Source organism: Streptomyces sp. NPDC001532 (assembly GCF_040298625.1).
In the GTDB taxonomy this organism is placed as follows: Bacteria; Actinomycetota; Actinomycetes; order Streptomycetales; family Streptomycetaceae; genus Streptomyces.
In genome coordinates this window covers 1-23274 of sequence record NZ_JBEPAL010000036.1, presented here as the reverse complement: position 1 = coordinate 23274, position 23274 = coordinate 1, and the positions used below count along the sequence as shown (strand labels likewise).

Genomic DNA, 23274 nt, shown 5'->3' with positions numbered 1-23274 from the left:
GGCCACCCGCGCTCAGGCCGCCCCGAGCCCCCGCGCCAGCCTCCGCAGCCCCTCCGTGATCTCCTCCGGTGTCTGGGTCACGAAGCAGAGCCGCAGGGTCGCGCGGTCGGGGTTGCCGGCGTGGAAGGGGGCGCCGGGGACGTAGGCCACGTCGTGCTCGACGACCTTCGGCAGCAGGGCGGTGGTGTCGTACGACTCCGGCAGCCGGACCCAGAGAAACATGCCGCCCTCCGGCCGGTTCCAGACCGAGCCCTCGGGCAGGGCGTCCGGAAGGCCCGCGAGCATGGCGTCGCGGCGCTCGCCGTAGGCCCGGGCCACCCGCGCCACATGAGCGTCCAGGTCGCGGTCGGCCAGGTAGCGGGCCGCGGCGAGCTGGTTGACGGTCGGCGTGTGCAGATCGGCGGCCTGCTTGGCGACCGCGCAGGCCCGCCGCAGCGCCGCGGGCGCCCGCAGCCAGCCGAGCCGCAGTCCGGGAGCCATGACCTTGGAGAAGGAGCCGAGCAGCACGGTCCGGTCGCGGGCGTCGTCGTGGGCGGCGATCCACGGCACCCGCTCGCCCTCGAAGCGCAGTTCGCCGTACGGGTCGTCCTCGACGATCCACAGGCCCCGGCGGGCGGCGACCGCGGCGACCGCGGCCCGGCGGGCGGCGGGCAGGGTGCGGCCGGTCGGGTTCTGGAAGGTCGGCACGGTGTACAGCATCTTGGGCCGCTCCCGCACCACCAGCTCCTCCAGCGCCCGCGGGTCCATGCCGTCCGCGTCGCCCGGCACGGGCAGGATCCGCGCGCCCGCGAAGCCGAAGGCCTGGAGGGCCGCCAGGTAGCAGGGGTCCTCGACCAGGACGGTGTCGCCCGGTTCCAGGAGCGCGGTGGCGAGCAGCGACAGCGCCTGCTGCGACCCGGTGGTGACCAGCAGGTCGTCGGCGTCGGTGGGCAGCCCCCGCACGGTCGTCCGCGCGGCGAGCGCGGCCCGCAGCCCCGGCTCGCCCTCGGTCGTGGAGTACTGGAGCGCCTGTGCGGGCGTCTCGGCGAGGACGTCCCGGTAGGCCGCCGCGATCCCCTCCGCGTCGAACAGCTCCGGCGCCGGCAGCCCGCCCGCGAAGTTGATCACCTCGGGGCGGGCGGTGACGGCGAGGATGTCCCGGACGGGCGACCCTCCGATCGCGCTCACCCGCGCCGCGAGCGGCGGGACGGGCGCGAGCGGCGGGACGAGCGCGAGGGCGTGAGCGGAGGGCGCGGGTTCGGCGGCGAGGGTCACGTGCGGCTCCTTGGGTGCGGCGGGGCGGCGATTCGGCTCCTGGCGGCACCCTAGAGAAATAGCTGCCGTTTACACCTGTGTTTTCGCGATACGGACGCCTACCCGCCGCTTTCCACCGCCGCCTCGCCCCAACCGGAGCTGCCCAGCGGGAAGTCGTAGCGCGGCCGGCCGTTGCTGCCGCTGGTACGGAACGGTTCGTCGCCGTCGCCGATGAGCAGCGTGCCGCTGCGCGAACCGCTGGACCAGACCAGCTCCAGATACCAGCTCACGTCGTACGCCGAGGCGTCGGCCGTGATCCGGAGGACCTCCGGGTCGGACTCGCTCACCTTGAGCGGGAAGTCCCGCCCGCCCGCCGCCGCCCGGACCTCCGGCCGGGCCGCGTCCAGCGCGACGGTGAACGGCCGCGTCGGCACATCGCCACCGCAGCCGACGCCCATCACGTAGTCGTTCCAGGCCAGCGGCGCCCGCCGGCCCACCACCCGCACCTTCAGGCTGTCGAGGACCACCGTCTCCTCACCGGTGCCCTGCACGGTGAGCGTCACATACTGCTCCCCCGACGACACCGCCTTCACCGACGCCACCCACGCGGGCGCCTCCTGCTCCACCGGCGGCGGGGGCACCTCGGCGGGCGGACGGTCGATCAGATAGTGCTGGGAGCAGGGGCCTTCCCAGGCGTACGGGCGGGTGGTGACGGTGAACGGGACCGCGTCCGACGCCTCGCCCTCCGGTGCGGGCGCGGCACCAGCACCAGCACCGGCACCGGCACCGGCGGACGCGGACGCGGAGGCCGTGCCCGCCGAGGCCGAGGGGCCGCGCCGCTTCCCGTCGCCGTCGCCGTCGCCGGGAGAGGCCGAGACGGACGGCGAGCGGACCGTGGACGGCTGCCCGGACACCCGCTGCCCGCCGTCCGGCGAGGCCGCCCCGACCGGATCGCGCGGCCCGTCGCCGGGCCCACCGCCGGCCAGGCTCACGGCGAGCACGACCGCACCGAGCACGGCCACGGCGGACCCGGCGGCACCGGCGACGAAAGCGGTACGACGGCAACGGGACGGCCGAACCGGCGCTGCCTCCGGCACCGGCTGCACCACGGATTCCGGCTGCACCACGGATTCCGGCTGCACCAATGGCACCGGCGGCACCACCGGCGCCGGAGCCCGAGCGGGAGAAGCCTCCACCGCCTCCGGAGCCGGAGCCGGAGCCGGAGAAGCCTCCGCCGGCACCTCGGCGGCCGAGCCCCTGCGCCCCCGCGCCGCGTCCGCCAGCACCCACCGCCGGTGCAGTTCGACCAGTTCCTCCGGCGTCGCCCTGCACAGCCGCGCCAGCCGCTCCACGGGCGCGTAGTCGGCCGGTACGGCGTCCCCGTTGCAGTACCGGTGCAGTGTCGACGTACTCATGTGGAGCCGCTTGGCGAGCGCCCCGTAACTGAGCCCGGAGCGCTCCTTCAACGCGCCCAGCAGCGCCGCGAAGTCCTCCGCCACCTTTCCTCCGCCCCCCACGCGTCCCATTCCGCCGTTCCAGGGAATGACTGTTCCCCCAGGTCAATGCCGGTGCGGGCGTTCCAGCGTCCCTGATCGTCCGCCGGGTCTGGCAGCCGGGACGGATCACCGCGCACGCTTCGGTCATCCAAGCACGCCGCTCCCGGCACCCGGTCGAGCGATCGGCTCCGACTCATCTGTGACCGAAGGATTCAGCCATGCGCACGTTCCGCCGTACCCGCCTGTTCGCCGCCACCGGCGTCGCCCTCGCCGCCCTCGCTCTGACCGCCTGCGAGGACGGCACGGGCACGCGGGACGAGGGTGCCTCGGCGCCGGCCGCAACCCCGGCAGCCGCCACCCCGACGGCCTCCGGAGAAGGCACCGACGCCTCCGCCACCCCGCCCGCCACCGACGACAACGGCGCCGACACCGACGCTCCGAACACCGACACCGGCACCGGCACCGGCACCGACGCTCCGAACACCGACGCCGACGCCGACGCCGACGCCGACGAGAGCGAACCGGTGACCACCTTCTGCAACGGCGCCAACACCAAGGTCACCGCGCAGCCCGTCCCCCGCCCCCTGAACCACATGCTGCTCACGGTCACCAACACCGGCTCGAAGCCGTGCAGCCTGATGTACCACCCGGTGCTCCGCTTCGACGAGATGCAGTGGGTGCCGCAGGCCGACGAGGACACCAAGCCGCAGGCGGTGCCGACCCTGGCCCCCGGCGAGTCCGGCTACGCGGGCGTCCTGCTCGCCGCGGCGGACGGCAGCGGCGACGGCGGCATGACCGGCCGCAAGCTGACCGTGGCGTTCCAGGGCGGGACGCCGAACAGCAGCGGCGGGGCCTCCGCGACCCCGCCGCTGCCGTCCGACGGTCTGTACTACGACAGTTCGCTGTCGGTGACGTACTGGCAGTCCTCGATGGAGGACGCCCTGAACTGAGGGCTCAGTCCAGCTTCCGGGCCACCTCGGTGGCCCAGTAGGTGAGGATGTTGGTCGCCCCGGCCCGCTTGATGCCGGTCAGCGCCTCCAGGATGGCCCGGTCCCGGTCGATCCAGCCCTTCTCGGCGGCGGCCTCGATCATCGAGTACTCGCCGGAGATCTGGTAGGCGGCGACCGGCACGTCCACGGCGTCGGCGACCCGGGCGAGGATGTCGAGGTAGGGACCGGCGGGCTTCACCATCACCATGTCCGCCCCCTCCTCCAGGTCCAGCGCCAGCTCGCGCAGCGACTCGCGCACATTGGCCGGGTCCTGCTGGTAGGTCTTGCGGTCGCCCCGCAGCGAGGATCCGACGGCCTCCCGGAAGGGGCCGTAGAAGGCGGAGGCGTACTTCACGGTGTACGCGAGGATGGCGACGTCCTCCCGCCCGATCTGGTCCAGGGCGTCGCGGATGACGCCGATCTGCCCGTCCATCATCCCGCTGGGGCCGACGACATGGGCGCCCGCGTCGGCCTGCACCTGCGCCATCTCGGCGTACCGCTCCAGGGTGGCGTCGTTGTCGACGCGGCCGTGCTCGTCGAGCACCCCGCAGTGCCCGTGATCGGTGGTCTCGTCGAGGCACAGGTCGGACATGACGAGCAGGTCGTCACCGACCTCGGCGCGCACGTCGCGCAGGGCGACCTGGAGGATCCCGTCGGGATCGGTGCCGGCCGTCCCGACCGCGTCCTTCTTCGCGTCCTCCGGCACGCCGAACAGCATGATCCCGGAGATCCCTGCCTCCACCGCCTCGGCGGCGGCCTTCTTGAGGCTGTCCCGCGTGTGCTGGACGACGCCGGGCATGGCGGTGATCGGCACCGGCTCGCTCACACCCTCCCGCACGAACGCGGGAAGGATGAAGTCGGCCGGGTGCAGCCGGGTCTCGGCGACCATGCGCCGCATGACGGGGCTCGTACGCAGCCGACGCGGACGCGTCCCGGGAAAGGATCCGTACTTCGTCATGCCGCCTACGCTACGCCCGCCCCGGCAGCACCTTTGCCGACGCGACGTCGGCGCGACAGCGGGGCCGGCCCGCGCCCGCAGGCCCGCATGCGCGCCACGATCGCCGGGGCCATGCTGAAAGAGACAGGAGACAAGGGACAGCTGACGAGACGAAGACAAGAGACGGACAAGGAACAAGGCACCGGCACCGGCACCGGCACAGAGGACGCACCAGGACCCGACGGCCCCCGACCGCCGCCGTCCCTCCGTACGCCCGCCACGGAGGACGCGATGACCACCACCCACCACACCCCCGACCTGTTCGCCCTGTCGGAGATCCGCGGCCCGGTGCTGCGCCCCGGCGACGACGGCTACGCCGAGGAGGTCACCGGCTTCAACCTCGCCGCCCTGCGCACCCCGGACGTGGTCGTCGGGGCGGCCGGCGCGGACGACGTCGTGACCGCGCTGCGGTGGGCGTCGGCCACCGGCACCCCGGCCGCCGTGCAGGCCACCGGCCACGGCGCCAACTTCCCCGTCGAGCACGGGCTGCTGATCAGCACAACCCGGATGACCGGCGTACACGTCGACGCCGCCGAGGGCACCGCGGAGATCGAGGCGGGCGCCAAGTGGAGCCATGTGATGGCGGCGGGAGCCCCGTACGGGCTCGCCGGGCTCAGCGGCACCGCCACGGACGCCGGCGTGGTCGGCTACACCGTCGGCGGCGGACTGCCGGTGCTGGGACGGGCCTACGGCTACAGCTCCGACCTCGTCCGCTCCTTCCGCGTGGCCACTGCGGACGGACGGCTGCACGACACCGACGCCACGCACGAACCGGAGCTGTTCCGGGCGCTGCGCGGCGGCAAGGGCAACGTCGGTGTCGTGACGTCCCTGGTCTCGGAGCTGCTGCCGCTGCCCCGGCTGCTCGGCGGCGGTGTGTACTGCCCCGGCGAGTACGCCGAGCCGCTGCTGCACGCCTGGGCGGACTGGACGCGGACCGTGCCGGACGAGATGTGCAGCGCGTTCACCATCCTGCGGCTGCCGCCCATCCCGCAGATCCCCGAGCCGCTGCGCGGCGGCTTCTGGGCGCGGGTCGCGCTCGCCTGGCCGGGGGATCCGGCCGAGGGCGAGGCGCTGATCGCCCCGCTGCGCGGCGCCGCGCCGGTGTCGGTCGACACGGTGGAGGAGATGGACCACACGGCCCTGGACCGCATCCACCTGGAGCCGCAGGACCCGCTGCCCGCCCGCGAGTGCTGCCTGCTGCTGCGCGACCTGCCGCCCGACGCCCTGCGCGTCCTCCTGGAACACGCCGGGCCCACGGCGGGCCGCGACTACCCCCTGCTGATGGTGGAGCTGCGCCACCTGGGCGGCGCGCTGGCCCGCCCGGCCCCGGTCGAGGACGCGGTCTGCGCCCGCGACGCGGGGTACTTCCTGGACTCGGTCGGCGTCCTGCCCGCCCCGCCGGTCGCCGAGGCCGTCGAAAAGGCCACCAGGGCGCTGTACTCGGCGATGGCCCCGTACGGCACCGGCCGCACCATGGTGAACATCCACGGCACGCCGGGCGACGAGACGGACCGCGCCCGCGCCTGGACCCCGGAGGTGTACGACCGCCTCCGCCGGGCGAAGGCGGCGTACGACCCCCACGGTCTGCTCCGCTTCGGCCACGTGGTGGGAGCACTCACGCGGCCGTAGCGGCGGGCGGCCTACGTCGTCGAACGCCTCCGCCGGGCTCCCGGCCGCCGCTCGCTCGGCCGGGTCACCGGGTCGCCGGCCTCGACCGCCGCGGCCCGCCGCTTCATGCCGAAGTCGGCCAGCGCCTCGGCCAGCTTGTGCACGGACGGCTCCGGCGCCATCACGTCGACCCGCAGCCCGTGCTCCTCGGCGGTCTTCGCCGTGGCGGGACCGATACAGGCGATCACGGTCACGTTGTGCGGCTTGCCGGCGATGCCGACGAGGTTCCGCACGGTGGACGACGAGGTGAACAGCACCGCGTCGAACCCGCCGCCCTTGATCGCCTCACGGGTCTCGGCCGGCGGCGGCGAGGCGCGCACGGTCCGGTAGGCCGTGACGTCGTCGACCTCCCAGCCCAGCTCGATGAGCCCGGCGACGAGCGTCTCGGTGGCGATGTCGGCGCGCGGCAGGAACACCCGGTCGATCGGATCGAACACCGGGTCGTACGGCGGCCAGTCCTCCAGGAGCCCGGCGGCCGACTGCTCACCGCTCGGCACCAGGTCCGGCTTCACACCGAAGGCGATGAGCGCCTTGGCGGTCTGCTCGCCGACGGCCGCGACCTTGATCCCGGCGAAGGCGCGTGCGTCGAGCCCGTACTCCTCGAACTTCTCCCGCACGGCCTTGACGGCGTTCACGCTGGTGAAGGCGATCCACTCGTACCGGCCGGTGACGAGACCCTTCACCGCGCGCTCCATCTGCTGGGGCGTGCGCGGCGGCTCGACCGCGATGGTCGGCACCTCGTGCGGCACGGCCCCGTAGGACCGCAGCTGGTCGGAGAGCGACGCCGCCTGCTCCTTCGTCCGCGGCACGAGCACCTTCCAGCCGAACAGCGGCTTGGACTCGAACCACGACAGCTGGTCGCGCCGGGCGGCGGAACGCTCACCGACCACGGCTATCACCGGCCGCCCGCCCTCGGGCGAGGGCAGCACCTTGGCCTGCTTCAGCGTCTGGGCGATGGTGCCCAGGGTCGCGCTCCAGGTCCGCTGCCGGGTCGTCGTACCGGCGACGGTGACGGTGAGCGGGGTGTCCGGCTTGCGGCCGGCGGCGACCAGCTCACCGGCGGCCACGGCCACCGAGTCGAGCGTCGTCGACACCACGACCGTGCCGTCGGAGGCGCCCACCTCCGTCCAGCACCGGTCGGAAGCGGTGCGGGCGTCCACGAAGCGCACGTCCGCGCCCTGCGCGTCGCGCAGCGGCACACCGGCGTACGCGGGCACGCCGACCGCGGCGGCGACACCGGGCACCACCTCGAAGGGCACCCCGGCGGCGGCGCAGGCGAGCATCTCCTCGGCGGCGTTCGCGTCGAGTCCGGGGTCGCCGGACACCGCTCGCACGACCCGCCTGCCGCCCCGCGCGGCCTCCATGACAAGATGTGCGGCATCCCGTTCGGCGGGGACCTGAACGGGTGTTGACGTGCCGTCAACAACCGTCAGCTGGGGCGTGCCTGTGCTCGGAAGCCGGTCCGCGGAAGGATCCGTCTCCGTGTTCACCACGGCGACGCCCGGCCTGGCGTGGACGCGTACGACGTCGAGCACCTCGTGCTCGGCGACGAGGACGTCCGCGCTCGCCAGCGCCTCCACGGCGCGCAGTGTCAGAAGTCCCGGATCTCCGGGTCCGGCACCCAGGAAGGTGACGTGCCCGTGTTCCGGACCGGCGGGAAGGGTGGTGGGGCTCACTGTGCTCGCTCCCCCATCAGACCGGCCGCGCCCTGGGCGAGCATCCGGGCCGCGAGGTCACGGCCGAGTGCCACTGCCTGGTCGTGCGACTCGGGCACGGGACCGGTGGTGGACAGCTGCACCAGCGAGCTGCCGTCGGTGGTGCCGACGACCCCCCGCAGGCGCATTTCCTTGACAATCTGCCCGTCGGCCAGAAGGTCGGCCAGCGCGCCCACGGGGGCGGAGCAGCCGGCCTCCAGGGCGGCGAGCAGGGACCGCTCGGCGGTCACGGCGGCCCGGGTGAACGGGTCGTCGAGCTCCGCGAGCGCGGCGATCAGGTCCGCGTTGTCCGCGGTGCACTCGATCGCCAGTGCCCCCTGGCCGGGGGCGGGCAGAACCGTGTCGACCGACAGGAAGTCGGTCACTTCGTCGCTGCGGCCGATCCGGTTCAGTCCGGCGGCGGCCAGCACCACGGCATCCAGCTCACCGCTGCGGACGAAACCGATCCGGGTGTCGACGTTGCCGCGGATCGCCACGCACTCGATGTCGAGTCCGTGGGCGCGCGCGTACGCGTTCAGCTGCGCCATGCGGCGCGGCGAACCCGTACCGATGCGCGCACCGCGCGGCAGGTCGGTGAACTTCAGCGCGTCCTTGGCGACGATCACGTCACGCGGGTCCTCGCGCACCGGTACGGCGGCGATGACCAGCTCCTCGGGCTGCGCGGTCGGCAGGTCCTTGAGCGAGTGCACCGCGAAGTCCACCTCGCCCCGCAGCAGCGCGTCCCGCAGCGCGGTCACGAACACTCCCGTGCCGCCGATCTGCGCCAGCGACTCGCGGGAGACATCGCCGTAGGTGGTGATCTCGACCAGTTCGACGGGCCGTCCGGTCACCCGGCTCACGGCCTCCGCCACCTGGCCGGACTGGGCCATGGCGAGCTTGCTCCGCCTGGTCCCGAGCCTCAGCGCCTTCTCACTCATCGTGGCCCTCGGTTCTTCTCGGTGCTGTCCTCGGCCCGGGAGACGGAGGCCACCGTCTCGGGGTCGAGGTCGAACAGGGTGCGCAGCGCGTCCGCGTACCCGGCGCCGCCGGGCTCGGCCGCGAGCTGCTTGACCCTTACGGTCGGCGCGTGCAGCAGCTTGTCGACGACACGGTGCACGGTCTGCCGGATCTCGCTGCGCTGCTTGTCGTCCAGTCCGGGCAGCCGCCCGTCCAGCCGGGCGATCTCCCCGGCGACGACGTCGGCGGCCATGGTGCGCAGCGCGACGACGGTCGGCGTGATGTGCGCGGCCCGCAGCGCCGCGCCGAAGGCCGCCACCTCGTCGGAGACGATCCGGCGGACCTGGTCGACGTCGGCGGCCATCGGGGCGTCGGCGGAAGCCTCGGCCAGCGACTCGATGTCGACCAGCCGGACCCCGGCCAGCCGGTGCGCGGCCGCGTCGATGTCGCGCGGCATGGCGAGGTCGAGCAGGAAGAGCACCGGCTCGGGCCGGGCGGCCTCGGCGACCGGCTCGGGCTTGCGGTGCTCGGGCACCCGGCCGACGGTGGCGGCGGTCGCGGCGAGCGCGGTGATCAGCTCGGTCTCGGCGTCGGGGCTGCGGCGCACGGTCCGGCGGTCGGCGGGGGCACCGGCGACCCAGGCGGCGTGCTGCTCCAGGGTCGCGGCGTCCATGCCGGCCACGGCGGACTCGCCCATCACGGAGAACCCGGGCGCGGACAGCTCCAGCGGACATCCGTCCTCGGTGCCGACGCTGGTGGGCGGCAGCGGCGTGTGCACACCGTCCGCCTGGTCCGTGGCGGAGAGGTCCCGGCGCCGCTCGTCGAGTCCGGCGGGGGCGCCGGTGCGGCCCTCGACCGCGGCGGCGACCACGTCGGCGGCGAGCACCAGCCCGGTCGCGCCGGTGCAGGAGACGGCGATGTCGGCACGTGTCAGCTCGGCCGGCACCGCGTCCATCGGTACCGCGCGGGCCGACACGTCCGAGTCGGCGGACTCGTTGAGGATCTGGGCCAGGCGCTCGGCGCGCTCCTGGGTGCGGTTGGCGACGACGATCTCCGAGACCCCGACCCGCGCGAGCGTCGCGGCGGCCAGCGAGGACATCGATCCGGCGCCGATCACCAGCGCCTTCCTGCCGCGCGCCCAGGTGTCGACCGGCGTGGCGACGGCGAGCTGCTCCAGGCCGAAGGTGACCAGGGACTGCCCGGCGCGGTCGATACCGGTCTCGGAGTGGGCGCGCTTGCCGACCCGCAGGGCCTGCTGGAACAGGTCGTTGATCAGCCGGCCGGCGGTGTGCAGCTCCTGGGCGCGGGCCAGGGAGTCCTTGATCTGGCCGAGGATCTGGCCCTCGCCGACGACCATGGAGTCCAAGCCGCAGGCCACCGAGAACAGGTGGTGGACGGCCCGGTCCTCGTAGTGCACATAGAGATAAGGAGTGAGCTCGTCGAGCCCGACCCCGCTGTGCTGGGCGAGCAGCGTGGACAGCTCGGCGACACCGGCGTGGAACTTGTCCACGTCGGCGTAGAGCTCGATGCGGTTGCAGGTGGCCAGCACGGCGGCCTCGGCGGCCGGTTCGGCGGCGACGGTGTCCTGCGCCAGCTTGATCTGCGCGTCCGCGCCCAGCGCCGCCCGCTCCAGCACGCTGACCGGAGCGCTGCGGTGGCTCAGTCCGACCACGAGGAGACTCATGCCGGCATCACGGCGGGCATGTCCCCGTCAGGTCCCTGCTCGGCGGACTCCTTGCGGCTCGCGGCGGCGGGCACGGCGGCCTCGCCCGCGGCCTCCTCACCGGCCTTGCGCTGCTCGTGGAAGGCGAGGATCTGGAGCTCGATGGAGAGGTCGACCTTGCGCACGTCGACGCCGTCCGGGACGGACAGCACGGTCGGCGCGAAGTTCAGGATGGAGGTGACCCCGGCGGCCACGAGCCGGTCGCAGACCTGCTGGGCGGCACCGGCGGGGGTGGCGATCACACCGATGGACACGCCATTGTCCTGGATGATCTTCTCCAGCTCGTCGGTGTGCTGCACCGGGATGCCCGCGACGGGCTTGCCGGCCATGCCGGGGTCGGCGTCGATCAGCGCGGCGACCCGGAAGCCACGGGAGGCGAAGCCGCCGTAGTTGGCGAGCGCGGCGCCGAGGTTGCCGATACCGACGATCACAACCGGCCAGTCCTGGGTCAGGCCGAGTTCGCGGGAGATCTGGTACACGAGATACTCGACGTCGTAGCCCACGCCACGCGTCCCGTAGGAGCCCAGGTACGAGAAGTCCTTGCGCAGCTTCGCGGAGTTGACCCCGGCCGCGGCCGCCAGCTCCTCGGAGGAGACGGTCGGCACCGAGCGCTCGGAGAGAGCGGTCAGGGCGCGGAGGTACAGCGGAAGCCGGGCGACGGTGGCCTCGGGAATCCCTCGGCTACGGGTCGCCGGTCGGTGAGTTCGGCCAGTTGCCACGGTGCTCCTGCGGGTAGAGCGGGGCTGCAGGCGGTCGTACGTCCCCGGACCGCCCCGTCGAAAGCAGGCTATGTCTTTGTGAACGCGTGCACAAAGATGGTGTCCGATTTGCCCGGCCAACGTGACGGGGGTCACGACCGATTCCTCTCCTCACGATCCACGCCCCCGAAGCCAGAACCGCCATCGATCCTAAGCCGTCAGCGCCTTGCGGAGCCGCTCCTCGTTCACCCGCCAGAACGTGTGCTGCTCCCCGTCGACCAGTACCACCGGGATCTGCTCCCAGTACCGATCGTGCAGGTCAGCGTCGTGAGTGATGTCCTTCTGCTCCCACGGCACCCCCAGTTCCGCACACACCTTCTCGATCACGACCTGTGCGTCATCACACAGATGGCAGCCGGGCTTGCGGATCAGGGTGACGAGACGGTCCTGGGGAGCGGGTGCGGCCCTGCGCCGGAAGAGGGGAGTCATACCGGCCATTCTCGCGCGGCGGAGGCCCTTGTTTAACGGCTCGGTCGCCGAGAGTTCACAGCGTTCGAACCTCACACCGACGGAACCACCGAACAGACTGGCTATGCTCACGCCATGGCCGCTCTCGGATGGCTCACCCCCCGTAGGCGCTCCGCCACGGCGCGGAGCGTGTTGGCAGGCGAGGCCTCGGCCGAGGCCGCTCGCAAGACAGCCGAGGTCTCCGGCGAGGAGCCGCTGTTCCCGGTGCCGGGCGACGACAAGGCCGCCGCCTTCTTCGACCTGGACAACACCGTGATGCAGGGCGCCGCCCTGTTCCACTTCGGCCGGGGCCTGTACAAGCGGAAGTTCTTCGAGACCCGCGACCTGGCCCGGTTCGCCTGGCAGCAGGCCTGGTTCCGGCTGGCCGGCGTCGAGGACCCCGAGCACATGCAGGACGCCCGCGACTCGGCGCTCTCCATCGTCAAGGGCCACCGCGTCGCCGAGCTGCGCTCGATCGGCGAGGAGATCTACGACGAGTACATGGCCGAGCGGATCTGGCCGGGCACCCGGGCACTCGCCCAGGCCCACTTGGACGCCGGTCAGAAGGTCTGGCTGGTCACCGCGGCCCCGGTGGAGATCGCCACGGTGATCGCCCGCCGCCTCGGCCTGACCGGCGCGCTCGGCACGGTCGCCGAGTCGGTCGACGGCGTCTACACCGGCAAGCTGGTCGGCGAGCCGCTGCACGGCCCGGCGAAGGCGGAGGCGGTGCGCGCACTGGCCGCCGGCGAGGGCCTGGACCTGAACCGCTGCGCCGCCTACAGCGACTCGCACAACGACATCCCGATGCTCTCGCTCGTCGGTCATCCCTACGCGATCAATCCCGACAGCAAGCTGCGCAGGCACGCCCGCGACATGGACTGGCGGCTGCGCGACTACCGCACCGGCCGCAAGGCCGCCAAGGTCGGCATCCCGGCCGCCGCGGGCGTCGGCGCGGTGGCCGGCGGCACGGCCGCGGCGATCGCCATGCACCGCCGCCGCCGCTGAGGCCCCACCGCGACACGCCCCGCGCGGCGGCCAAATCACCACTCGTACCCAGCCGGACCGCCGGCCAGTCGCGCCTGCCCGCACCCGGCCACAACTCGCCTCCGATCCACCCCGAATCCGAAGCTTTCCGATCAAGAAGCTGTCACTCTGCGGCACCCGATCGGGCGTCAATCGGTTACAGAAGCGACGTAATCGATGATTTGAGCAACTCGGTGTAGCAGCGCCTGCACGAAGCGTTATTCTCCTCAGACGCAATCCGGTACCCCTCCGTCGCTACGACGGGTGAAAGGTCCCGCACTGCACGTGATGGAAGCTCTGCCTCTGGGAGTCTCGTGTACCCACACGTCGGGGTTGACGCCTCGGGCCTGGCTACGCTGCGCGCAACGGTCCAAGAACTGTTGCGCGACTTCGTCCCCACCGCGTACGCCGTCCCCGTCTTCGCCACCGCCGCGCCCGTCGGCCCGTGCTACGCACTGGCCGACGGCGGCGCCGCGGTCGGCAGACGAGGACGTAACACCGGCGCCGCCACCGCGCGCCGCCCGGCCGCCGACAGCGACAGCGCCCGGATGATGGACCTCGTGGAGCGCGCCCAGGCCGGCGAGGCCGAAGCGTTCGGCCGCCTCTACGACCAGTACAGCGACACCGTCTACCGGTACATCTACTACCGGGTGGGAGGCAAGGCGACCGCCGAGGACCTGACCAGCGAGACCTTTCTGCGTGCCCTGCGCCGCATCGGCACCTTCACCTGGCAGGGCCGCGACTTCGGCGCCTGGCTCGTCACCATCGCCCGCAACCTGGTCGCCGACCACTTCAAATCGAGCCGTTTCCGACTCGAAGTGACCACCGGCGAAATGCTCGACGCCAACGAGGTCGAGCGCTCCCCTGAGGACTCCGTCCTCGAATCTCTCTCCAACGCCGCCCTCCTCGATGCCGTCCGACGGCTCAACCCCCAGCAGCAGGAGTGCGTCACGCTCCGCTTCCTCCAGGGCCTCTCGGTCGCCGAGACCGCCCGGGTCATGGGCAAGAACGAGGGCGCCATCAAAACCCTCCAGTACCGCGCCGTACGCACCCTCGCCCGGCTGCTCCCGGACGACGCGCGCTGAAGAACCCCCGAGCACGCTCCGCCCATCCCAACTCACCGTCGGTGAAAGTCCGTTGACTCCACGGTCCGATCATCCGCCGTCCGTAACCCAAGTGCCGCGCCGCTCGTTGTGCGGGATGCAGGCTCCCTGTGGTCACTCCCCGGCCGTCTCCGATCGCTCGATCGCGTGGACCTCGTCGGGGCGTGCAACCCTCAGGACCCCCTGGGGAGTCGACCGTCATGACGAGAGGAGGTGCCGCCAGTGATCGCGAACGTATCGGCGCACCGGCGGGCGAACGCCTTCGCCCAGGCTCTGGAGGAGCAGTCCGACCGGGACACGGCGGCCGAGCAGTCCGAGGCATCCGCCCCGGCAGCCGCGGAACCGACCGAACAGAGCCGTCTGCTGGCCCTCGCGACCGGTCTCGGCGAACTGCCCAGACCGGTGCTGGACCCCGAGGTCAAGGTCGTCCAGCGCGCCCAGTTGGTGGCCGCGATGGAGGCGATGCTGCAGGAGGGCGGCGGGGCGGCGGATCCTTCGGTACCCGAGCAACGCTCCCATCGGGCCCGGGGCGCACACCGGGCGACCCCGCTGGGCAAGTTCCGGCCCCGCTCCCGGCTGGCCAAGGGCCTCACCGCCGGCGGCCTCAGCGTCGGGGTGGCCGCGGGCGCCTTCGGCGGAGTCGCCGCCGCCAGCTCGGACTCGCTGCCCGGTGACTCGCTCTACGGCCTCAAACGCGGCATCGAGGACTTCAAACTGAACCTCGCCGACGGGGACGACGAGCGCGGCGAGATGTACCTCGACCAGGCCTCCACCCGCCTGAGCGAAGCCCGGCGACTGATGGAACGCGACCGCGGCGGCCACCTCGACCACGAATCCCTGGGCGAGATCCGCCGCGCGCTGTCCGGCATGCAGCACGACGCCTCCGAAGGCCACCGGCTGCTCAGCGCGGCCTACGAGCGTGATCCGGACTCCCTGGGCCCCATCCAGGCCCTGTCCGCCTTCTCCCGCTCGCACCGCGAGGCCTGGGGCGCGCTGCGCGACCGGCTGCCGCTCCAGCTCGGAGACGTCAGCCGACAGGTGTCGTCGGTCTTCGACGCCATAGACCAAGAGGTCGCCCCGCTGCAGTCCCTGCTGCCCCAGCCCCCCGCCAAGGGCGGCAGCCCGGACGGCACCCCGCGGGGCCCCGGCGCCGAGCAGTCCACCGGCACCTCCGGCACCGGCCGCTCCTCGGCCCCCAGCACCGGCAGCGGCAACGGCAGCTCCGACCCCGGCGGCCGCCCCGGCGCCGACGGCGGCCCCAGCCAGTCCGCCGACTCCGGCAGCGACAGCGACGGCCTGCTCGGCGGCAACACCGGCGGCCTCCTCGACCCGCCGGAGGACACCGGCAGCGCCTCCCCGTCCCAGAGCAGGACGCCGACCCCCGAGCCCGACGTCACGCTCCCGCCCCTGCTCCCCGGCCTCCTGCCCGGCCTGGGCATCGAGGCGGACGACGCGGAGTAAGGCCCTACGACGCCGGGGCGCCCCTCTGAGAGGGGCGCCCCGGCGTCGTGCTGCCTAGAAGAACACCGACCGCCGCTGCACCAGCAGCTTGTACAGCGTGTGCTGGATCTGCTCCCGCACCTGGTCCGTCAGGTTGAACATCAGCATCGGGTCCTCCGCCGCCTCCGGCGGATACCCGTCCGTCGGGATCGGCTCCCCGAACTGGATCGTCCACTTCGTCGGCAGCGGCACCGCACCCAGCGGCCCCAGCCACGGGAAGGTCGGCGTGATCGGGAAGTACGGGAAGCCCAGCAGCCGCGCCAGGGTCTTCGCGTTGCCGATCATCGGGTAGATCTCCTCCGCCCCGACGATCGAGCAGGGAATGATCGGAGCGCCCTGCCGCAGCGCCGTGGAGACGAAGCCGCCCCGGCCGAACCGCTGGAGCTTGTAGCGCTCGCTGAAGGGCTTCCCGATGCCCTTGAAGCCCTCCGGCATCACCCCGACCAGCTCGCCCTGCGTCAGCAGCCGCTCGGCGTCCTCGGCGCAGGCGAGCGTGTGCCCCAGCTTCCGGGCCAGCTCGTTCACCACCGGAAGCACGAACACCAGGTCCGCGGCGAGCAGCCGCAGATGCCGCCCGGCCGGATGGTGGTCGTGCACGGCGACCTGCATCATCAGCCCGTCCAGCGGCAGCGTCCCGGAGTGGTTGGCGACGATCAGCGCCCCGCCCTCCGCCGGGATGTTCTCCACGCCCTTCACCTCGACCCGGAAGTACTTCTCGTACACCGGCCGCAGCAGCGACATCAGGACCTGGTCGGTCAGCTCCTCGTCGTACCCGAAGTCGTCGACCTCGTAGTCCCCGGTGAGCCGGCGCCGCAGGAAGGCGAGACCGCCCGCGATACGCCGCTCCAGGCCCCCGGCGTCGTCCCCGGACCGCGGTGCCCGCTCCTCGGGCGGCACCGCCTCGTCCTCCCGCTCCGCCGCCCGGGTGGGCAGCGGCTGCACCTCACCGACCTCGTGCACACGCGCCGGCTCCCCGCCGCCGCGCCGGCTCCCCGCGCTCCGGCGCCGCGGCTGCCGCTGCGCGGCGCCCCCGCGGGACCGGTCGTCGTCGAACGGAATGACCTTGGCGTCCGCCATCGTTGCTGCGCTCCTCAGTTGGCGCTCTGCGTCGGGAGGTGGCTCGGAGAGGGGCTGCCGGCCGGGGCGGGCAGCGTGGCGGCGAGCCGGTCCACGGCCCCCGCCAGGGCCTGCGGCGGCAGCAGCCCGGGCCCATGGCCGCGAACGAAGTCCCAGAACGTCTCCGCCGTGGTGTACCGCGGCCTGAAGCCCAGCGTCTCGCGCATCTGGGTGGTGTCCACCACCCGCCCATGGGTGAGCAGCCGGATCTGCTCCGGCGAGAAGTCCGTCATGCCCAGCGTCCGCACCAGGGACCCGGCCCAGGTGACCGCCGGCAGCAGCAGCGGCACGGTCGGCCGCCCGAGCCGCCGCGAGCACTGGGAGAGCAGGACGACACCGTCGCCGGCGATGTTGAAGGTCCCGCTGTTGAGGGTGCCCCGGGCCGGCTCGTGCGAGGCGAGCCGCAGCACCTCGATCACATCGTCCTCGTGGGCGAACTGCAGCCGCGGGTCGTAGCCGAACACCGTCGGCAGCACCGGCAGCGCGAAGTACGAGGCGAGCGGCGAGTCGGCGCTCGGCCCCAGGATGTTGGCGAACCGCAGCACGCACACGGCGACGTCCGGCCGTCGCCGGGCGAACCCGCGCACGTACCCCTCGACCTCGACGATGTCCTTCGCGAAGCCGCCGCTCGGCAGCGACTTCGGCGGGGTCGTCTCGGTGAACACGGCCGGATCACGCGGCGCGGACCCGTACACGTTCGTACTGGACTTAACCACCAGCCGCTTCACCGTCGGCGACTTCTGGCAGGCACCGAGCAGCTGCATGGTGCCGATGACGTTGGTCTCCTTGACCAGGGTCCGGCTGCCGCTGCCCAGCGCGGTCGCGGTGACATCCATGTGGACGACCGTGTCCGCGGCCGTCTCGGCGAGCACCCGGGCGATCGTGGGCTGCCGGATGTCCGCCTGGACGAAGTCGGCCCCGCCCAGATGGTGCTCGGGCGGCACCGCGTCCACCGCGATGACCCGGTCCACCTCCGGGTCCCGCTGGATACGCCGCACGAACCGGCCGCCGAGCCGGCGGGCCACTCCGGTCACGAGCACGACCTTGCCCAAGATCAGCGCCTTCCTTCGTACTGCCGTCCCTGCCGTACCTGCGTCTGTCTTCCTGAGTCCCTGCCCGTACCCTGCCGGGTTCCCGTCTGCGGGCCAACTTAGCGGTTCGGTGTCGCCCTGTGATGACCACCTGAGGCGCGCCATGACGGAAAACGGGTGGTGGACATGCGTGTGGCCCCCCACCGGAATCCGATGGGGGGCCACCATCACGCCTGCGCGGCGTTGCGGCGCGTCGCCTTACTTCTTGTTACGACGCTGAACGCGCGTGCGCTTGAGCAGCTTGCGGTGCTTCTTCTTGGCCATCCGCTTGCGCCGCTTCTTGATAACAGAGCCCACGACTACCCTCGCTCACTTCTCATCACTCGGTGTTTGGGCGCCATGGGCCCACACGACCTACGAGGGGCTAGCCTACCCGCCCGAGCGCTGAGGTCGTAATCGGGGTGATCCGGGGTGATCGAAAGTGCCCTGTGCCGATCTCCCCGGACCGTCGTCAGGCGGTTTCCACCCCCACGTAGCTGTCGCGGAGGTACTCGTGAACCGCGTTCTCCGGAACCCGGAAGGACCTTCCGACCCGGATCGCGGGCAGATGACCGCTGTGCACCAAGCGGTACACGGTCATCTTCGACACTCGCATCACCGAGGCGACTTCCGCCACGGTAAGGAACTGAACCTCGCTCAGAGGCCTCTCGCCAGCTGCAGCCATGACACACCTGAACCTTCCGCACTCGACGGCCACCGGCTTCCCCTTCCGGTGACTCTTCGTCGCTGCGTGCTCACTCCCCAATGTAGGGGCGGGTGATGCAAGTGGGGAAGAGGTGCACCCATCGGCTCGTTACTGGGACAGACACGCTCGATTGAGTACGTAGCGGGTAAGCGGCCGGTAGTAATCAGACCGCACAGCGTCATCAACCGGAACGACGACGGACACGGACCCCTCGGCCTCCCCCACGAAGAGCGCGGGGTCGTCGGTGTCAGCCAGCCCAATGGCCTCGAACCCCAGCTGACCTGCTCCGCAGACCCATCCGTGGTCCCCGATCACCAGCTCCGGAAGCGGCCCTCCGGCCTCCGCGGCGGCCCCCAGAACGGTACGAACCGGGAGCGGGGAGTGGGTGTGCACGCCGGTCGCACAACCGCGGCCGGGTGCGCCGGGTTCCCGCACCAGCGCGACGCCTCGTACGTAGTCGAGGTTGTGCGTACGTAGTCCGAACCGGGTCGTTATGTCGACACAGCGACCCTTCGCAAAGGTGAGGACAGCACATCCCGCCGCCGACAGGGCGTCCGCCAAGGCGGCGTAGAACCCGAGCAGCCGGTGCGGGTGCCCGGTCCCCAGCAGCACCGGCGCCCGCCGCCGCGCGGCGGCACCGACCCGCTCCGCGAAGGCGTCCAGGGCGGCGACGGTCAGCTCCGGATCAATCAGATCCGGCCCGGAAACGCAGCGCAAATCCCCCGAAACCCCGCACCTTTCGGCCATCAACCCGACCAAATCCGGCAGCTGCCAGGCACCTACCGGATCAACGCCGATCAGCACCCGCGGATCCCGAGCGGCGAACAACCGGTAGCTCCGCAGACTCTCCTCCCGCCCGGTGCCCACCCTCCCGGCCAACCCCACAGCCAGAAGATGCTCCCGCAAAACCGCACCGCTCACCATGCACCGATGCTCCCGAACAAACCCACCCCCCACCGCGAAATCCAACCAACACCCCGCACTTGGCCTAACAGAGCGGGGCCACCTGGGACGGCCTCGACCCGGTGAGCGCTTGCCGCACGGGACAGCACGGATGGGCGCTACGGCACCTCACCGACCCCGGACGGCCCGACCCACGGGTAGGCGCGACGGCACCTCACCAGCACGGGACCACGCGCCCCATCCCCGGCCGGCACGCAGGCCCATCCGCCACGGCCACACCCTCCGCCCGTGCCTCACCCGACCCGCGGGCATACGTGCCGCCAAGGGCGGCACGGGTGGGGGTGGGCGCGGCATCAACCGACCGTCACGGCCACACCCCGTCCGCCCCGGGCCACCCGCCCCACCCCCGCCCAGCTCCAGCCCCGGCCGGCACACAGGCCCAACCGCAACGGCCACACCCTCCGCCCGTGCCTCACCCGACCCGCGGGCATACGTGCCGCCAAGGGCGGCACGGGTGGGCGCGGCGGCACCCCGCCAGCCCCGGGCCACCCGACCCACCCCCGCCCAGCCACAACCCTGGGCGACACATCAGCCCCACCGAGCAAGAACCCAGCCAAGCCAAGAGCCGCCGCCCCACCCCCCGCGGCGACAACCCCCTACGCCAACAATCCCCGCAGCGGAAACACCGCCCGCCGAACCGCCAGCACCGCCTGATCCAGCCGATCCGCAGGGTCGTACCCCGCCTCCCACTCCCCGTAGGACACCGGCCACCGCCCATCAGTCATCCGCGCGGGCCCCAACTGCCGGGTCCGCGCGAACACCTGCTGCCGCCAGCTCTCCGGAATCACCGTCTCCGGCGCGATCTCCCGCCCCGCGGCGATCCCCACCAGATGCGTCCAGGACCGCGGCACCACGTCCACCACCGCGTACCCGCCCCCGCCCAGCGCCACCCAGCGCCCGTCGGCGTACTGGTGCGCCAGCGAATGACAAGCCATCTGCACGGCCCGCTGCGCGTCCAGCGACACCGCCAGATGCGCCAGCGGATCCTCGAAGTGCGTGTCCGCCCCGTGCTGCGTCACCAGCACCTGCGGCCGAAAGTCGGCGATCAGCTCCGGCACCACCGCGTGGAACGCCCGCAGCCACCCCGCGTCGCCGGTCCCCGCCGGCAGCGCCACGTTCACCGCGGCCCCCTCGCCCGCCCCGGCACCGGTCTCCTCGGGCCACCCGGTCTGCGGGAACAACGTACGAGGATGCTCGTGCAGCGAGATCGTCAGGACCCGCGGATCCTCCCAGAACGCCGCCTGCACCCCGTCCCCGTGATGCACGTCGACATCCACGTACGCGACCCGCTCCGCCCCCAGCTCCAGCAGCCGGGCGATCGCCAGCGACGCGTCGTTGTAGATGCAGAACCCCGCCGCACCGCCGGGCATCGCATGGTGCAGCCCGCCCGCGAAGTTCACCGCGTGCAGCGCATCACCGCGCCACACGGCCTCCGCGGCCCCCACCGACTGCCCGGCGATCAGCGCGGACACCTCGTGCATCCCGGCGAACGCCGGATCGTCCATGGTCCCGATCCCGTACGACCCGTCGGCCGACCGGGGATCCACCGACGCCGCCTTGACCGCCTGGATGTAGTCATCGCGGTGGACGAGCCGCAGCGTCGACTCGCCCGCCGGCTTGGCCGACACGACCGCCACCTCGCGGTCGAGCCCGAACGCCTCGATCAATCGCCGGGTCAGGTCGAGCCGGACCGGATCCATCGGATGCCCCGGCCCGAAGTCATAGCCCGTTACTGCCTCGTCCCACATCAGCTGTGCGCGGCCGCTCATGCCCGCCACCGTATCGGTCCGGTTGAGCGGCGAACGACCGGGCGTACCCCAGCGTCACCAGGACCAGCACCATCGGTACGAGCATGGCCCCCCGGTAGCTCCACAGGTCTCCCACCGCCCCCACCAACGGCGAACCGATCAGGAAACCGACGTAGTTGAAGACGTTGAGCCGCGCGACCGCCGCATCCGACGCCCCCGGGAACAGCCGCCCCGCCGCCGCGAACGTCTGCGGCACCAGCACACACAACCCGAGCCCCAGCAGCGTGAACCCGAGCATCCCCACCCACGCCCCGGGCGCACCCGCCACCACGGCGAACCCGACCGCCGCGACCAGGGCCCCACCGCGGACGACCGCCACGGCCCCGAACCGCCGCACCCCGAGGTCCCCGATGGCCCGCCCCAGCAGCGTGGTGATCATGTAGACGTTGTACGGAACCGTCGCCAGCTGCTCCGAACTCCCCAGCACGTCCTGCAGGTACTTCGCACTCCAGTTGGAGACCGTCGAGTCCCCGATGTACGCGAAGGTCATCACGAGACACAGCGGCATCAGCACCTTGAACCCGACACCACTCCCACCGCCGTCCCCTGCCCCCTTCTCCCCACCAGCCCCGCCGGCCCCGCCGGCCTGCGCGCCACCGTCACCGTCGACGTACCACCGGCTCGCCACCAGACACAGCGGCACCAGCACCACCACAACCGGCAGGTACGACACCACGAGCGCCAACTCCCAGTGCGCCCCCGCCCACGCCAGTGAGGCCCCCAGAATCCCGCCCAGGCTGTACACGGCATGGAACCCGAGCATGATGCTCCGCCCGTACGACCGTTGCAGGCTCACCCCGAGCATGTTCATCGAGGCGTCCAACGCCCCCACGGCCAGCCCGAACACCCCGAGCGCGACCGCCAGCTCGGCCATCCGCTCCCCCGCCCCGACCCAGAGCAGCGCCAGGAGGACGACGGGCTGGGACCAGCGCAGCACCACACTGGGCGCTGTCCGCCGCACCAGCCACTCGGTCGCCACACTCCCGGCCCCGGCCAGCACCGGCACGGCCGCAAGGAACGCCGGCAGCAGCGCGTCCGAGACCCCGTACCGATCCTGGATCGCCGGTATTCGCGTCACGAGCAGCGCGAACGCCACACCTTGAGCGAAGAAGGCGAACGCCAACGAGCCCCTGCCGCGCCGCAGCACATCAGTCATGGCGGCGAGCGTAGGGCTCCGCCGTACCGCTGGGTATATCCAGCCAAAGATGAATTCAACTCAGCTTCAGCTGAGCAGCCCGACCAGCTCGTCCATGTCGGAGAACAGTCCCGTGGTCCCCATGAGCTTCTCGGCCGGCGTCATCGCAGTGAACCCGTACACGTCCATCCCCGCCGCCACGGCCGCCTGCACCCCGAGCGGACTGTCCTCGACGACCACACACCGCTTTGGCGCCACGCCCATCCGCTCCGCCGCGTACAGGAAGAGATCCGGCGCCGGCTTGCCCCGTCCGACATCCTGCGAGCTGAAGATCCGCTCGTCGTCGAACCACCGGTCCAGCCCGGTCGCCCGGTGCCCCACCCGGATCCGCTCATGGCTCCCGGAGGAGGCCACGCAGTACGGCACCCCTTCCGCGGCCAGCTTCTCCAGCACCTCGCCGGCCCCGTTGACCGCCTTCAACTCCTGCTCGAACGCGGCGAAGACCCGCGCGTGGAAGACGTCGTCGAAGTCCTCGGGCAGCCGCTGCCCGGAACGCTCTGCGATCAGCTCATGAATCCGATGCATGGCGGACCCCATGTAGTCCCGAATGGAGTCCTCGTACGTCGTGGGATGCCCGAGTTCGGTGAGGTAGGCCGCGAGATGCCGGTTGGAAATCGGCTCGCTGTCGACGAGCACACCGTCGTTGTCAAAGATGACCAGGTCGTAGCGCATGCTTCTGACCCTAAACGCAGAAAACCCCCGCATCTTTCGATGCGGGGGTTTTCCCTAAAATTTGTTCGGCGGCGTCCTACTCTCCCACAGGGTCCCCCCTGCAGTACCATCGGCGCTGTGAGGCTTAGCTTCCGGGTTCGGAATGTAACCGGGCGT

The 23274-nt window shown here is 72.2% G+C and carries 21 protein-coding genes and 1 rRNA gene; 5 read left to right on the top strand and 17 right to left on the bottom strand.

The genetic code is table 11. The annotated features are described in order from the left end of the window. Positions 1-12: 12 nt before the first annotated feature. A complete protein-coding gene (locus ABT232_RS27930; RefSeq protein WP_351844774.1) occupies positions 13-1254 on the bottom strand; it encodes an aminotransferase-like domain-containing protein in 1242 nt (413 codons plus the stop codon). Positions 1255-1352: 98 nt separating this feature from the next. Beyond that, on the bottom strand, positions 1353-2759 hold the full coding sequence (locus tag ABT232_RS27925; RefSeq protein WP_351844772.1) for a helix-turn-helix domain-containing protein: 1407 nt from the start codon (positions 2757-2759) through the stop codon (positions 1353-1355). 188 nt (positions 2760-2947) lie between these two features. On the opposite strand from ABT232_RS27925, the gene ABT232_RS27920 reads away from it, so the two are divergent. Then, a complete protein-coding gene (locus ABT232_RS27920; RefSeq protein WP_351844770.1) occupies positions 2948-3679 on the top strand; it encodes a DUF4232 domain-containing protein in 732 nt (243 codons plus the stop codon). A gap of 4 nt (positions 3680-3683) precedes the next feature. On the opposite strand, the gene hemB is transcribed toward ABT232_RS27920, so the two are convergent. After that, on the bottom strand, positions 3684-4676 hold the full coding sequence (gene hemB, locus ABT232_RS27915; RefSeq protein WP_351844768.1) for a porphobilinogen synthase: 993 nt from the start codon (positions 4674-4676) through the stop codon (positions 3684-3686). A 270-nt stretch (positions 4677-4946) separates the two neighbouring features. Here hemB and ABT232_RS27910 point away from each other — a divergent pair, with 270 nt between their 5' ends. Continuing rightward, entirely contained in the window at positions 4947-6344 is a 1398-nt protein-coding gene (locus tag ABT232_RS27910; RefSeq protein ID WP_351844766.1) for an FAD-binding oxidoreductase, read from the top strand. Between the two features lie 11 nt (positions 6345-6355). On the opposite strand, the gene ABT232_RS27905 is transcribed toward ABT232_RS27910, so the two are convergent. From ABT232_RS27905 to ABT232_RS27885, 5 genes are all read right to left on the bottom strand, one after another. Then, positions 6356-8059: a bifunctional uroporphyrinogen-III C-methyltransferase/uroporphyrinogen-III synthase gene (locus ABT232_RS27905; RefSeq protein WP_351844764.1), complete on the bottom strand. Its 1704-nt coding sequence runs from the start codon at positions 8057-8059 to the stop codon at positions 6356-6358. Then, a complete protein-coding gene (gene hemC, locus ABT232_RS27900) occupies positions 8056-9015 on the bottom strand; it encodes a hydroxymethylbilane synthase (protein ID WP_351844762.1) in 960 nt (319 codons plus the stop codon). Before hemC ends, ABT232_RS27905 begins: the two co-directional genes overlap by 4 nt. After that, the gene (locus ABT232_RS27895) at positions 9012-10718 is read right to left on the bottom strand and encodes a glutamyl-tRNA reductase (protein WP_351844760.1); all 1707 of its coding nucleotides are present in this window, start codon (positions 10716-10718) and stop codon (positions 9012-9014) included. The genes hemC and ABT232_RS27895 overlap by 4 nt, the downstream gene beginning before the upstream one ends. Continuing rightward, the gene (locus ABT232_RS27890; RefSeq protein WP_351844758.1) at positions 10715-11476 is read right to left on the bottom strand and encodes a redox-sensing transcriptional repressor Rex; all 762 of its coding nucleotides are present in this window, start codon (positions 11474-11476) and stop codon (positions 10715-10717) included. The genes ABT232_RS27895 and ABT232_RS27890 overlap by 4 nt, the downstream gene beginning before the upstream one ends. Positions 11477-11665: 189 nt before the next feature. Beyond that, the gene (locus ABT232_RS27885; protein ID WP_351844898.1) at positions 11666-11953 is read right to left on the bottom strand and encodes a glutaredoxin family protein; all 288 of its coding nucleotides are present in this window, start codon (positions 11951-11953) and stop codon (positions 11666-11668) included. Between the two features lie 105 nt (positions 11954-12058). Here ABT232_RS27885 and ABT232_RS27880 point away from each other — a divergent pair, with 105 nt between their 5' ends. The 3 genes from ABT232_RS27880 to ABT232_RS27870 all read left to right on the top strand — a co-directional run bounded on the left by ABT232_RS27880 (position 12059) and on the right by ABT232_RS27870 (position 15549). After that, a complete protein-coding gene (locus tag ABT232_RS27880; protein ID WP_351844756.1) occupies positions 12059-12967 on the top strand; it encodes an HAD family hydrolase in 909 nt (302 codons plus the stop codon). Positions 12968-13299: 332 nt separating this feature from the next. Further along, the gene (locus ABT232_RS27875; protein WP_351844754.1) at positions 13300-14070 is read left to right on the top strand and encodes an ECF subfamily RNA polymerase sigma factor, BldN family; all 771 of its coding nucleotides are present in this window, start codon (positions 13300-13302) and stop codon (positions 14068-14070) included. 240 nt (positions 14071-14310) lie between these two features. Continuing rightward, on the top strand, positions 14311-15549 hold the full coding sequence (locus tag ABT232_RS27870) for a DUF5667 domain-containing protein (protein ID WP_351844752.1): 1239 nt from the start codon (positions 14311-14313) through the stop codon (positions 15547-15549). 54 nt (positions 15550-15603) lie between these two features. Here the strand turns inward: ABT232_RS27870 and ABT232_RS27865 are convergent, their stop codons facing one another. From ABT232_RS27865 to rrf, 9 genes are all read right to left on the bottom strand, one after another. Continuing rightward, positions 15604-16665: a lysophospholipid acyltransferase family protein gene (locus ABT232_RS27865; RefSeq protein WP_351844750.1), complete on the bottom strand. Its 1062-nt coding sequence runs from the start codon at positions 16663-16665 to the stop codon at positions 15604-15606. A gap of 14 nt (positions 16666-16679) precedes the next feature. After that, complete coding sequence (locus ABT232_RS27860; RefSeq protein WP_351844748.1) at positions 16680-17756, bottom strand: NAD-dependent epimerase/dehydratase family protein; 1077 nt, start codon at positions 17754-17756, stop codon at positions 16680-16682. A 237-nt stretch (positions 17757-17993) separates the two neighbouring features. Continuing rightward, positions 17994-18092 (bottom strand): 30S ribosomal protein bS22, encoded by a 99-nt coding sequence (locus tag ABT232_RS27855; RefSeq protein ID WP_003948845.1) that lies wholly within the window; start codon positions 18090-18092, stop codon positions 17994-17996. Between the two features lie 154 nt (positions 18093-18246). After that, positions 18247-18459, bottom strand: a complete 213-nt coding sequence (locus ABT232_RS27850) for a helix-turn-helix domain-containing protein (protein WP_158101684.1) — start codon at positions 18457-18459, stop codon at positions 18247-18249. Positions 18460-18588: 129 nt separating this feature from the next. Beyond that, the gene (locus ABT232_RS27845) at positions 18589-19404 is read right to left on the bottom strand and encodes a phosphatase (protein ID WP_351844746.1); all 816 of its coding nucleotides are present in this window, start codon (positions 19402-19404) and stop codon (positions 18589-18591) included. Between the two features lie 635 nt (positions 19405-20039). Then, positions 20040-21212: an acetoin utilization protein AcuC gene (locus ABT232_RS27840; protein ID WP_351844744.1), complete on the bottom strand. Its 1173-nt coding sequence runs from the start codon at positions 21210-21212 to the stop codon at positions 20040-20042. Beyond that, the gene (locus tag ABT232_RS27835) at positions 21163-22407 is read right to left on the bottom strand and encodes an MFS transporter (protein ID WP_351844742.1); all 1245 of its coding nucleotides are present in this window, start codon (positions 22405-22407) and stop codon (positions 21163-21165) included. Before ABT232_RS27835 ends, ABT232_RS27840 begins: the two co-directional genes overlap by 50 nt. Before the next feature lie 66 nt (positions 22408-22473). Further along, positions 22474-23118 carry an HAD family hydrolase gene (locus ABT232_RS27830; RefSeq protein WP_351844740.1) on the bottom strand — a complete coding sequence of 215 codons (645 nt, stop codon included), beginning with the start codon at positions 23116-23118 and terminating at the stop codon, positions 22474-22476. 63 nt (positions 23119-23181) lie between these two features. Then, positions 23182-23274: ribosomal RNA gene (gene rrf / locus ABT232_RS27825) — 5S ribosomal RNA — on the bottom strand; the annotation flags it as partial.

What these genes read in the sequence shown, in the direction of transcription:
- ABT232_RS27830 (WP_351844740.1), bottom strand. Translation starts at nt 23,118, where the DNA reads ATGCGCTACGACCTGGTCATCTTTGACAACGACGGTGTGCTCGTCGAC.
- ABT232_RS27925 (WP_351844772.1), bottom strand. Translation starts at nt 2,759, where the DNA reads ATGGGACGCGTGGGGGGCGGAGGAAAGGTGGCGGAGGACTTCGCGGCG.
- hemC (WP_351844762.1), bottom strand. Translation starts at nt 9,015, where the DNA reads ATGAGTGAGAAGGCGCTGAGGCTCGGGACCAGGCGGAGCAAGCTCGCC.
- ABT232_RS27840 (WP_351844744.1), bottom strand. Translation starts at nt 21,212, where the DNA reads ATGAGCGGCCGCGCACAGCTGATGTGGGACGAGGCAGTAACGGGCTAT.
- ABT232_RS27920 (WP_351844770.1), top strand. Translation starts at nt 2,948, where the DNA reads ATGCGCACGTTCCGCCGTACCCGCCTGTTCGCCGCCACCGGCGTCGCC.
- ABT232_RS27865 (WP_351844750.1), bottom strand. Translation starts at nt 16,665, where the DNA reads ATGGCGGACGCCAAGGTCATTCCGTTCGACGACGACCGGTCCCGCGGG.
- ABT232_RS27895 (WP_351844760.1), bottom strand. Translation starts at nt 10,718, where the DNA reads ATGAGTCTCCTCGTGGTCGGACTGAGCCACCGCAGCGCTCCGGTCAGC.
- ABT232_RS27845 (WP_351844746.1), bottom strand. Translation starts at nt 19,404, where the DNA reads ATGGTGAGCGGTGCGGTTTTGCGGGAGCATCTTCTGGCTGTGGGGTTG.
- hemB (WP_351844768.1), bottom strand. Translation starts at nt 4,676, where the DNA reads ATGACGAAGTACGGATCCTTTCCCGGGACGCGTCCGCGTCGGCTGCGT.
- ABT232_RS27850 (WP_158101684.1), bottom strand. Translation starts at nt 18,459, where the DNA reads ATGGCTGCAGCTGGCGAGAGGCCTCTGAGCGAGGTTCAGTTCCTTACC.
- ABT232_RS27910 (WP_351844766.1), top strand. Translation starts at nt 4,947, where the DNA reads ATGACCACCACCCACCACACCCCCGACCTGTTCGCCCTGTCGGAGATC.
- ABT232_RS27885 (WP_351844898.1), bottom strand. Translation starts at nt 11,953, where the DNA reads ATGGCCGGTATGACTCCCCTCTTCCGGCGCAGGGCCGCACCCGCTCCC.
- ABT232_RS27880 (WP_351844756.1), top strand. Translation starts at nt 12,059, where the DNA reads ATGGCCGCTCTCGGATGGCTCACCCCCCGTAGGCGCTCCGCCACGGCG.
- ABT232_RS27835 (WP_351844742.1), bottom strand. Translation starts at nt 22,407, where the DNA reads ATGACTGATGTGCTGCGGCGCGGCAGGGGCTCGTTGGCGTTCGCCTTC.